General features: G+C 75.1%; 9 protein-coding genes. 7 read left to right on the forward strand and 2 right to left on the reverse strand.

The annotated features are described in order from the left end of the window. Nucleotides 1-46: 46 nt before the first annotated feature. The 7 genes from ABD811_RS15910 to ABD811_RS15940 are packed head-to-tail and all read left to right on the forward strand — an operon-like array spanning nucleotide 47 to nucleotide 7,454. On the forward strand, nucleotides 47-1,231 hold the full coding sequence (locus tag ABD811_RS15910; RefSeq protein WP_344947438.1) for a substrate-binding domain-containing protein: 1,185 nt from the start codon (nucleotides 47-49) through the stop codon (nucleotides 1,229-1,231). 43 nt (nucleotides 1,232-1,274) lie between these two features. Then, nucleotides 1,275-2,780 carry a sugar ABC transporter ATP-binding protein gene (locus ABD811_RS15915; RefSeq protein ID WP_344947440.1) on the forward strand — a complete coding sequence of 502 codons (1,506 nt, stop codon included), beginning with the start codon at nucleotides 1,275-1,277 and terminating at the stop codon, nucleotides 2,778-2,780. Then, entirely contained in the window at nucleotides 2,777-3,754 is a 978-nt protein-coding gene (locus ABD811_RS15920) for an ABC transporter permease (protein ID WP_344947443.1), read from the forward strand. The genes ABD811_RS15915 and ABD811_RS15920 overlap by 4 nt, the downstream gene beginning before the upstream one ends. Nucleotides 3,755-3,782: 28 nt before the next feature. Continuing rightward, a complete protein-coding gene (locus ABD811_RS15925) occupies nucleotides 3,783-4,775 on the forward strand; it encodes a sugar kinase (RefSeq protein ID WP_344947482.1) in 993 nt (330 codons plus the stop codon). Continuing rightward, nucleotides 4,772-5,404: a bifunctional 4-hydroxy-2-oxoglutarate aldolase/2-dehydro-3-deoxy-phosphogluconate aldolase gene (locus tag ABD811_RS15930; protein ID WP_344947446.1), complete on the forward strand. Its 633-nt coding sequence runs from the start codon at nucleotides 4,772-4,774 to the stop codon at nucleotides 5,402-5,404. The genes ABD811_RS15925 and ABD811_RS15930 overlap by 4 nt, the downstream gene beginning before the upstream one ends. Beyond that, a complete protein-coding gene (locus ABD811_RS15935) occupies nucleotides 5,401-6,309 on the forward strand; it encodes an amidohydrolase family protein (protein ID WP_344947449.1) in 909 nt (302 codons plus the stop codon). Before ABD811_RS15930 ends, ABD811_RS15935 begins: the two co-directional genes overlap by 4 nt. Beyond that, the gene (locus ABD811_RS15940) at nucleotides 6,309-7,454 is read left to right on the forward strand and encodes a pyridoxal phosphate-dependent aminotransferase (protein ID WP_344947452.1); all 1,146 of its coding nucleotides are present in this window, start codon (nucleotides 6,309-6,311) and stop codon (nucleotides 7,452-7,454) included. The genes ABD811_RS15935 and ABD811_RS15940 overlap by 1 nt, the downstream gene beginning before the upstream one ends. Before the next feature lie 45 nt (nucleotides 7,455-7,499). On the opposite strand, the gene ABD811_RS15945 is transcribed toward ABD811_RS15940, so the two are convergent. Both ABD811_RS15945 and ABD811_RS15950 read right to left on the reverse strand, forming a co-directional pair. Continuing rightward, the gene (locus ABD811_RS15945) at nucleotides 7,500-8,726 is read right to left on the reverse strand and encodes a pyridoxal phosphate-dependent aminotransferase (protein ID WP_344947455.1); all 1,227 of its coding nucleotides are present in this window, start codon (nucleotides 8,724-8,726) and stop codon (nucleotides 7,500-7,502) included. Between the two features lie 50 nt (nucleotides 8,727-8,776). Then, nucleotides 8,777-9,632 (reverse strand): ABC transporter permease (locus ABD811_RS15950; RefSeq protein WP_344947458.1); only part of this gene is annotated, 856 nt, incomplete at its 5' end.

The raw sequence follows: 9,632 nt of genomic DNA on the forward strand, positions 1-9,632 counted from the left end.
GCGACTCGGGTGATCCGTGGGCGCGTGGACGAGGAAGGCAGGAGCCGTGCATTTCACCAGACGCTTTCTCGCGGTGACCGCCGCCGGTGCGTTGACACTGGGCGCGGCGACCGCGTGCAGCACCGAACGCGAGTCGCCGGGCACCGGCCTGGGCGCCGCCGCCGACTGCGACGGCCCGCAGGCGCAGGCGCTGCGGCGGCAGTACGCCGACACCTGGCGCAAGGCCGGTGAGGCGATCGGCCTGCAGGGCCTGTCCCCCGGGCGGTCGCAGGTGTGCGAGATCGACACCGCCCGGTTCGCCAAGAAGCGGCCCGGCGGCGGCTACCGCATCGCGTTCGCCGCGCAGGGGCCGACCAACGCCTGGGCGCTGACCAACGAGGAGGCGTTCAAGTACCGGGCCCGGCAGCGCGGCGCCAAGGTGCTGTACGCCTCGGCCAACGGCGACGTCAACCGGCAGGTCGACAACGTCCAGCAGCTCGTGGCGCAGCGTCCGGACGCGCTGGTCGTGGTGCCGATGGGCGACGCGATCACCGGGCAGGTGCGGGCGGCGGCCGGCCAGGGCATCCCGGTCGTGGTGTGCGCGGGCCGCCTGGGCGAGGGCTCGGGCGCGGTGAGCACGGTGACCCGCGACTACGAGCTGCAGGGCACGCTGTGGGCCGAGTGGATCGCCCGGCGCATCGGCGGCCAGGGCAAGATCGCGATGCTGTCCGGCATCGCCGGGGTGCCGACCGCAGAGCTGCCCAAGGCGCAGGCGGAGAAGATCTTCGCGACCAAGTACCCGGGCATCCAGGTCGTCGCCAAGCAGAACACCGACTGGTCGGCCACCAAGTCCAAGACCGTGGCGGCGCAGCTGCTGGCCCGCCACCCCGACCTGAAGGCGATCTGGTCGGACTCGGCGATCACGGATCTGGGCGTGTACGAGGCCTACAGCCAGGCGGGCCGGCCGGTGCCGCCGGTGACCGGCGACGTCACCAACGCGTTCCTCAAGGCGGTGCGCGGCGAGAACGTGCCGTTCGCGCTGAGCGCGTTCCCGCCCGAGCAGAGCATGCGCTGCCTGGACGTGGCGCTGGACGCGCTGGCGGGCAGGCCGGTGCCCAGCCAGGTCAACGTCGACTCGGCCGTGTTCACCGACCGGCGGATCGACCAGTACGCGCGACCCGAGTGCAGCGACGACCTGGCCGTCCCGTCCGCCCTCCCGGCGGACCTGCTCAAGCGGCTCAAGCTGTGCTGACGCGGCCGGCGTACAGGCGGCCGGCGTACAGGGAGGAGAGGCGATGACGGCACCGGCGCTGGAGGCCCGCGGCCTGGTCAAGCGGTTCCCGGGGGTGACGGCCCTGTCGGGGGTGGACCTGGTGTGCCGCGCGGGCCGGGTGCACGCGCTGCTCGGCGAGAACGGGGCGGGCAAGTCGACCCTGGTGCGCATCCTGACCGGCAACCAGCCCCCCGACGAGGGCGAGCTGCGGATCGACGGCCGCCCGGTGCGGTTCGACGATCCGAGGCGGGCCCTGGCGCACGGCGTCACGGCCGTGTACCAGGAGCTGACCGTCCTGCCCGACATGTCGGTGCTGGACAACGTCATGCTCGGGCAGGAGCACACGCGGCGCGGCCTGCTCAGCCGCGACCGGCAGCAGGCGGCCGCCCGCGCGGCGCTGCGCCGCGCCGGGCTGGGCGACCTGGACCCGCGCACCCGCGCGGGGACGCTGTCGGCGGCGACGCGGCAGCTGGTGGAGATCGCGCGGGCGCTGGTGCGCGGCAGCCGGGTGCTGCTGCTGGACGAGCCGTCCGCGCTGCTGGCGGGCGAGGGCCTGGACGCCCTGCACACCGTGGTGCGGGAGCTGACCGCCGAGGGCGTCGCGGTCATCTACATCACCCACCGCCTGGAGGAGGTCGCGGCGCTGGCCGACGACGTCACGATCCTGCGGGACGGGACGCTGGTGTCCAGCGGGCCCGTGGGCGACTACCCGGTCGACCGGATCGTCCGGGAGATGGTGGGACGCGACGTCGAGGCGGTGTTCCCCGACATTCCCGTGCCCGCCGCCGGCGCGCCGGAGGTGCTGCGCGTGCGCGGCCTGGTGCCCTCCGGGGGCGGCACCGCGCTCGACCTGACCGTCCGGGCCGGGGAGATCGTCGGCATCGCCGGGCTGCTGGGGTCGGGCCGGTCCCGTCTGCTGCGCACGCTGGCGGGGGTGCGGCCGCGCGCGGCGGGAACGGTGGAGGTGGACGGCCGTGCGGTGCGTCCGTCGCTGCACGCCGCCGTGTCCGCCGGGATGGTGCTGGTGCCCGAGGAGCGCAAGACCGAGGGGCTCGTGCTGGACCTGCCCGTGCGCGCCAACGCCACGCTGTCGAGCCTGCGGACGGTGGCGCCGGGCGGCTGGCTGTCGGCGGCGCGCGAACGGGCGGCGTTCGAGGAGGAACGCGAGCGGTTCGGCATCCGGGTGTCGGGCCCCGACCAGCGGGCCGGGCAGCTGTCCGGCGGCAACCAGCAGAAGATCGTGCTGGCCAAGTGGCTGCGCACCCGGCCGCGGGTGCTGCTGCTGGACGAGCCGACCCGCGGCATCGACGTGGGCGCCAAGGCGGAGATCTACCGGCTGGTCGCCGGGCTGGCCGCCGAGGGCCTGGCGGTGGTGTTCGCCTCCAGCGAGCTGCCGGAGGTGACCGGCCTGGCGCACCGCGTGCTGGTGTGCCGGGACGGCGGGGTGTGCGGCGAACTGACCGGAGACGAGATCGACGAGGAGCGCATCATGCACCTGGCCCTCGGCACGAGAAGGGCCGCCTCATGACGGCCGTCACCGCGCCCGCGCGGCCGAACCTCACCGGCGCGCTGTCGGCCGCGGCCCGCACCGGCCTGGCCGCCTGGGCGATCGTGGCGCTGCTGGTCGCCGCGCTGACCGTCGCCGAGCCGGGCGGTTTCTGGGCGGCGGCGAACCTGGCCAACGTGCTGACCGCGACCGTCGTGCTCGGCCTGGTGGCGCTCGGCCAGCACGTGGTGGTGCTGACCGGCGGCATCGACCTGTCGGTGGGCTCGACCGCCACGCTGTCGGCGCTGCTGACGGCCATGCTGATCGACGGGTATCCGATCCGGACGATCCCGGCGATCCTCGCCATGCTGGCGCTGGGCGCGGCGATCGGCGCCGCGCACGGGCTGATCGTGTCCCGCACCCGCATCCCGGCGTTCGTGGTGACGCTGTCGACGTTCTACCTGATCCAGGGCGTGGCGTTCCTGGTCAGCACCACGCCGGCCGGCCAGGTCACACGGGCGCTGGCGGCGGTGGGGATGCGCCGGTTCGGGCCGTTCCCCCTGGCGCTGGCGGTGCTGGCGGCGGCGGTCCTGGTCGTCGGCGTGCTGCTGCACCGCACCCGGTTCGGCCGGCACGTGCACGCGGTCGGCGGCGACGCGGCCGCGGCCCGCTCGGCGGGCGTCCCGGTCCGGCGTACGATCACGCTGGCGTTCACCATCGCGGGCACGCTGGCTGCGGCGGCCGGGGTGATGCTGGCCGCCCGCGCCACCATCGGGTCGCCGACGGCGGGCCAGGGGCTGGAGCTGTCGGCGATCACCGTGGTGGTCGTCGGCGGCGCCTCACTGCTGGGCGGCCGCGCCAGCCTGGCCGGCACCCTCGGCGGTGTGACGCTGCTGGCGCTGGTGGAGAGCTCGTTCACGCTGCTGCAGCTGCCCGCCACCGCTTCCGACCTGATCCGCGGCGTGGTGATCCTCGCCGCGGCGGCCCTGTTCGTCCCGAGGTCCACAGGAGACTGACATTTCCCCCCATCCCGCCCCTACTGACCTGGGTGCCCGCCACGTCGTCGGGCTCGGCGAGTCGCTGCTGCGGCTGTCCGCGCCCGGCCACCAACGCCTGGAACAGGCGGCCGACCTGGCCGTGCACGTCGGCGGCGCGGAGCTGAACACGCTCATCGCCGCCGCCGCGCTGGGCGTCCCGGCGACCTGGGCGACCCGGCTGGCCGACAACCCGCTGGGCCGCCGGATCGCCGCGCACTCCGCCGCGTACGGGGTGCGCCCCCAGGTCGACTGGGACGCCGGCGCCCGCGCCCCGCTGTACTTCGTCGAGCACGGCGTTCCGCCGCGTCCGGCCGAGGTGCTGTACGACCGGTCCGGCACGGCGATGACACTGCTGTCGCCCGACACGTTCGTCTGGAAGGACCTGGTGGCGGGTTCCGCGGCGGCGGTGAGCACCGGCATCACGTGCGCGCTGGGCGAGGGTCCGGCGCGGGCGGTCACGGCGTTCTTCGGCGCGGCACGCGACGCGGGGTCCCTGACGGTGTTCGACGTCAACCACCGGGCGAAGCTGTGGTCGTGGGAGCAGGCCGTCCCGGTGCTGCGCGCGGTGCTGCCGCACGTCGACCTGCTGCTGGCGGGCCGCGACGACCTGCTGCGGCTGGTGCCCGGCGCCGACCCCGGCGCCGACCAGGTGACGCTGGCGCGCCGCGCGATCGAGGTGTACGGGCACGAGACGGTGGTCCTGCGGGAGACGTCCCAGCTTCCGGGACGCCGCGTCGCCACCGCCGTGACCGCGGTGACCGCGGACGCGGAGTACGCCGGCCGCGCCTACGAGGCCGACGTGGTGGACGCGTTCGGCGCGGGCGACGCCGCCCTCGGCGTGCTGCTGGCGTCGCGGCTGGCCGGCGACGACCCGGCGACGACCGTCGACAAGGCGGCGTGGGCGGGCGCGTTCCAGCACACCCTGCCCGGCGACGTCTGCCTGATCCGCCCCTCCGACCTGACGCGGCGGGGCGCCCCGGCGAGGAGGATCCTGCGATGATCGACGCCATCCGCGCGGCCGGAGCGGTCGCGATCCTGCGCATGACCGACCACCGCGACGGCGTGGCGGTCGGCACGGCCCTGTACGAGGCGGGCCTGCGCGCCATGGAGGTCACCTTCGACCATCCCGACGCGCCCGGCACGCTGCGCGGCCTGCGGGCCGCGCTGCCCGGCGACGCGCTGCTCGGCGCCGGGACGATCCGCACGCCGCGGCAGGTGGAGCAGGCCGCGGCCTGCGGGGCGCGTTACTGCGTCAGCCCGCACACCGACGCCGCGCTGATCAGGGCGGTGCTGGACGCGGGCCTGGAGCCGCTGCCGGGCGCCGGGACGGCCACCGAGGTCGCGACGGCGCTCGACGCGGGGGCGCGGCTGGTCAAGCTGTTCCCGGCCGGGCCGCTGGGCGTGCCGTACATGCGCGCGCTGCTCGGCCCGTTCCGCGGGACGGCGTTCGTCCCCACCGGCGGGGTCGGGCACGAGGACGTGGGCACGTGGCTGGAGGCCGGGGCGGCGGCGGTCGGCCTCGGTTCGGACCTGGTGCCCGCGGTGCCGGACGACCTCTCCCGCATCGCGGCGCGTGCGGCGCGGGTGGCGGTGCAGATCGCGGCCGTCCGCCGGGGGACGGCCTCATGATCGTCGACGCGCACGTCCACGTGTTCCGGCCGCACGCGGTGCACCCCCGGACGGTCGACGCGCTGGCGCCCGCCGAACGGGACGCCCCCGTCGAGGACCTGCTGGCGGTGATGGCGGCCGCCGGCATCGACGGGGCGGTGCTGGTGCCGCTGGGCCCCGAGGTCGACTACGTCGCCGAGGTGCTCGCCGCGCACCCGGGACGGTTCGGCGCCGTGGCCGTCGCCGACGCCGCCGTCCAGGGCCGGACGCCGGGCGCCGACCCGGTGGCGGCGCTGCGCGAACGCCTCGGCCGCGGCTTCGGCGGCCTGCGCACCCAGTGGCTCGGCGAGCCTGGACGGCCGCTGGCCGAGTCGCCGATGCTGCCGGTGCTGCGCGAGCTGGCCGCGCGCGGCCTGCCGCTGTGGAGTTACCTGCCGCCCGAGCAGCTGCCGTTGCTGCGTGAACTGCCGGACGTGGTGGGCGACCTGCGGATCGTCCTCAACCACCTGGGGTTCGCCCCGCACGACATGCGGGTCGACGCGCACGGCCGTCCCGCCTTCGACGACCCGTTCCCCGCGCCGGTCGTCGAGACGGTGCTCGGCCTGGCGCGGGCGCCGCACGTGTACCTGATGTTCTCCGGGCAGTACGCCCTTTCGACGCAGGCCCCTCCGTACGACGACCTCACCGGCGTCGTGCGGTCGCTCGCCGACGCCTACGGCCCCGGCCGCATGCTGTGGGCCTCGGACTATCCGTGGACCCGCGACGTGCCCGGCCACGCCGAGCTGCTCGCGCTTCCCGACGCCATGCTGCCCGGCCTGTCGCCCGGCGAGCGCGCCGCCCTGCTCGGCGGCACCGCCCGCACCCTGTTCCCGAACCTGCGCCCCGTCGACTCCCAGCACGTCGACTCCCCGTACAAGGAGGTCTGATGCCGTCCATCGCCCCGCACGCCGAGGGCATGCCCCGCTCCGGCATCCGCGCCATCATGGACCTGGCGTGGCAGCTGCCGGGCCCGGTCATCGGCCTGCACGTCGGCGAGCCCAGCTTCGCCACCCCGCCGCACGTCCTGGACGCCGCCCGCGACGCCTACGCCCGGGGCCTAACCCGGTACGTGCCCAACGCCGGAATCCCCGAGCTGCGCGAACGCCTGGTCGCCAAGCTCGCCGACCGCAACGGCATCCACGTCGAAACCTCGCAGGTCATCGTGACGCAGGGCGGCATGCAGGCGCTGCACCTGGCGGCGTCCGCGGTGCTGCGCGCGGGCGACGAGGTGCTGATCCCCGACCCGGGCTGGCCCAACTTCGCCATGCTGACCGAGCTGCTGCAGGCCCGGCCCGTCCGCTACGCGCTGCGCGCCGAGCACGGGTTCCAGCCCGACGTGGCCGACCTGGCGCCGCTGGTCACCCCGCGCACCCGCGCCATCATCGTGAACTCGCCGTCCAACCCGCTGGGCGCGGTGTTCCCGGAGGAGAGGCTGCGCGCGCTGGTGCGGTTCGCCGACGAGCACGACCTGTGGCTGATCTCCGACGAGTGCTACGAGGAGATCACCTTCGGCGCCCCGCACGTCAGCCCCGCCTCGCTGGACACCGGCGGCCGGGTGCTGAGCTGCTTCAGCTTCTCCAAGACCTACGCCATGACGGGCATGCGCGTCGGGTACCTCGTGGTGCCCGAGCCGCTGGCGGCCGTGTGCGCCAAGCTGCAGGAGCCGCTGCTGGCGTGCGTGAACGCGCCCGCGCAGTACGGCGCGCTCGCCGCCCTCACCGGCCCCCAGGACCAGGTGGCCGCCGCCCGCGGCACCTACGGCGCCCGCCGCGACAAGGCCACGGCGGTGCTGGACGAGGCGGGGGTGCCGTACCTGCGTCCCGACGGCGCGTTCTACCTGTGGGTGGACGTGTCGGACCGGTGCGGCTCCGAGGACGTCACCGACTGGGCGGTGCGCCTGCTGCGCGAACGGCACGTCGCCGTCGCGCCGGGCACCACGTTCGGGCCGGGCGGCGCCGGCTGGATCCGCCTGTCGCTGGCCACGGCGGACGACGACCTCCTCGAAGGCATCGACCGCATCCTGCGGTTCTGATCCCGCGTGTGCGGGCCCGGGGCCGGGCCCGCACACGCGGCCGGGTCAGCGGCGGGTCGTCTTGCGGCGGGTCTCCAGGAACTCCCCGATGCGCCCCACCGCCTCCTCCAGGTCGTCGGCGTACTGGAGGGTGACGACGCGGAAGTGGTCGGTGGCGGGCCAGTTGAACCCGGTGCCCTGCACGATGAGCAGGTTCTGCTGCTCCAGCAGTTCGAGGGCGAAACGCATGTCGTCCTCGATCGGGTACATCTCGGGGTCCAGGCGCGGGAACGCGTACACCGCGCCCTGCGGCCGGACGCAGGTCACCCCGGGCAGGTCGTTGAGCAGCTTCCATGCGCGGTCGCGCTGCTCGCCGAGCCGGCCGGTCGGCAGCACCAGCTCGTCGATGCTCTGGAACCCGCCGAGCGCGGCCTGGATGGCGTGCTGCGCGGGCACGTTCGGGCACAGCCGCATGTTGGCCAGGATGTCCAGGCCCTCGATGTAGGACTCGGCGTGCCGCTTGGGCCCCGACAGCACCACCCAGCCGGAGCGGAAGCCCGCGACCCGGTAGTTCTTGGACAGGCCGCTGAACGTCAGGCACAGCAGGTCGGGCGCGAGCGAGGCGATCGAGACGTGCTCGGCCCCGTCGTAGAGGATCCGGTCGTAGATCTCGTCGGCGAAGATCAGCAGGTTGTGCCGCCGGGCGATCTCGACCAGGCGCTCCAGCACCTCGCGGGAGTAGACGGCGCCGGTCGGATTGTTCGGGTTGATGATCACCAGTGCCCGGGTCCGGTCGGTGATCTTCGCTTCGATGTCGTCGGGGTCGGGGTTCCACCCGGCGGCCTCGTCGCAGGTGTAGTGCACGGGGGTGCCCCCGCACAGCGACACCGCCGCCGTCCACAGCGGGTAGTCGGGCGCGGGGATCAGCACCTGGTCGCCGTTGTCGAGCAGCGCCTGCAGGGTCATCACGATCAGCTCGGACACGCCGTTGCCGAGGTAGACGTCCTCCACGTCCAGCCCGGCGATGCCGTGCTGCTCCTGGTAGCGCTGCACCACCGCGCGGCGGGCGGGCAGGATGCCCTTGGAGTCGCTGTAACCGTGCGCCTCGGGCAGGTTGCGGATCATGTCCTGCAGCAGTTCGGGCGGGGCCTCGAAGCCGAACGGGGCGGGGTTGCCGATGTGCAGCTTGAGCACCCGATGCCCCTGGGCCTCCAGCTCCTTGGCGCGCTTGAGCACCGGCCCCCGGATGTCGTAGCAGACGTTGGCGAGCTTTCCCGACTGGTTGACCTGCATGGACACACTGTAGCGACGCCTGATCAGCGCGCCGCGCCCCGGCCCTGCCGTCAGCCGGACACCGCGTCCCGGATGGTGAGACGGGACGCGCGGCGCGCCGGGAGCAGCGCCGCCGCCACGGGGGCCGCCGCGCCCGCCAGCGCGATCGCCGCCAGCCGCGCGGGCGGGACGGCGAACGGCTGCTCCAGCGCCCCGGTCAGCGCCCACCCGGCGAACAGCCCGAGCCCGGCGCCGCCCGCCGTGCCGAACAACGCGACGATCAGCGCCTCCCATCGCACCATCGCCCGGACTTGCGCCCGGGTCGCCCCCACGGCGCGCAGCAGCCCGATCTCGCGGGCCCGTTCGTGGACGCCCAGCCCCAGGGTGCCCGCGATCCCGGGCAGCGCGGTCACGATGGCCAGGGCGAGCATCGCGTAGACGACGCCGAGGAAGCCGTCCACGTCGGCGGTCTGGGCGGCGACGTATTCGGAGCGTTCCTGGACGGGCGGCGCACCGTACGGGCGGGCCAGCGCGGTGATGGCGCGTTCGGCGTCGTCCACCGCCGCTCCCGGCGCCAGCCGCACGAACGCGACGCTGTCGAGAGCCCACCGCGTGCGGACCTCCGCCACCGCCTCCACCTGCGGCAGCGCGGCGATCTCCGCGGTCAGCCGCGGGTCGAGCCCGCCGGTGCCGCCGTCGACCACGAGCCCGCCGCGGAACTCGCCGGCGGCGCCGTCCTCCAGCGACGCGCGCAGCGACCCGGCGAAGACCGTCAGCAGGGTCACCACGCCGATCCCGGCCATCAGCGCGGTCGCGGCCCCGGCCGTGCGGTGCGGGCTGCGGGACGCGCCGTCGCGGGCGAGCACCCCCGGCGCCCCGCGCAGCCGCACCGCCAGAGCGCCCGCGAGCGCGGCGGCGGGCCGCGCC

Origin of the sequence: Actinomadura miaoliensis (assembly GCF_039536785.1) — a bacterium.
Lineage (GTDB): Bacteria > Actinomycetota > Actinomycetes > Streptosporangiales > Streptosporangiaceae > Spirillospora > Spirillospora miaoliensis.

What these genes read in the sequence shown, in the direction of transcription:
- ABD811_RS15915 (WP_344947440.1), top strand. Translation starts at nt 1,275, where the DNA reads ATGACGGCACCGGCGCTGGAGGCCCGCGGCCTGGTCAAGCGGTTCCCG.
- ABD811_RS15930 (WP_344947446.1), top strand. Translation starts at nt 4,772, where the DNA reads ATGATCGACGCCATCCGCGCGGCCGGAGCGGTCGCGATCCTGCGCATG.
- ABD811_RS15935 (WP_344947449.1), top strand. Translation starts at nt 5,401, where the DNA reads ATGATCGTCGACGCGCACGTCCACGTGTTCCGGCCGCACGCGGTGCAC.
- ABD811_RS15920 (WP_344947443.1), top strand. Translation starts at nt 2,777, where the DNA reads ATGACGGCCGTCACCGCGCCCGCGCGGCCGAACCTCACCGGCGCGCTG.
- ABD811_RS15945 (WP_344947455.1), bottom strand. Translation starts at nt 8,726, where the DNA reads ATGCAGGTCAACCAGTCGGGAAAGCTCGCCAACGTCTGCTACGACATC.
- ABD811_RS15940 (WP_344947452.1), top strand. Translation starts at nt 6,309, where the DNA reads ATGCCGTCCATCGCCCCGCACGCCGAGGGCATGCCCCGCTCCGGCATC.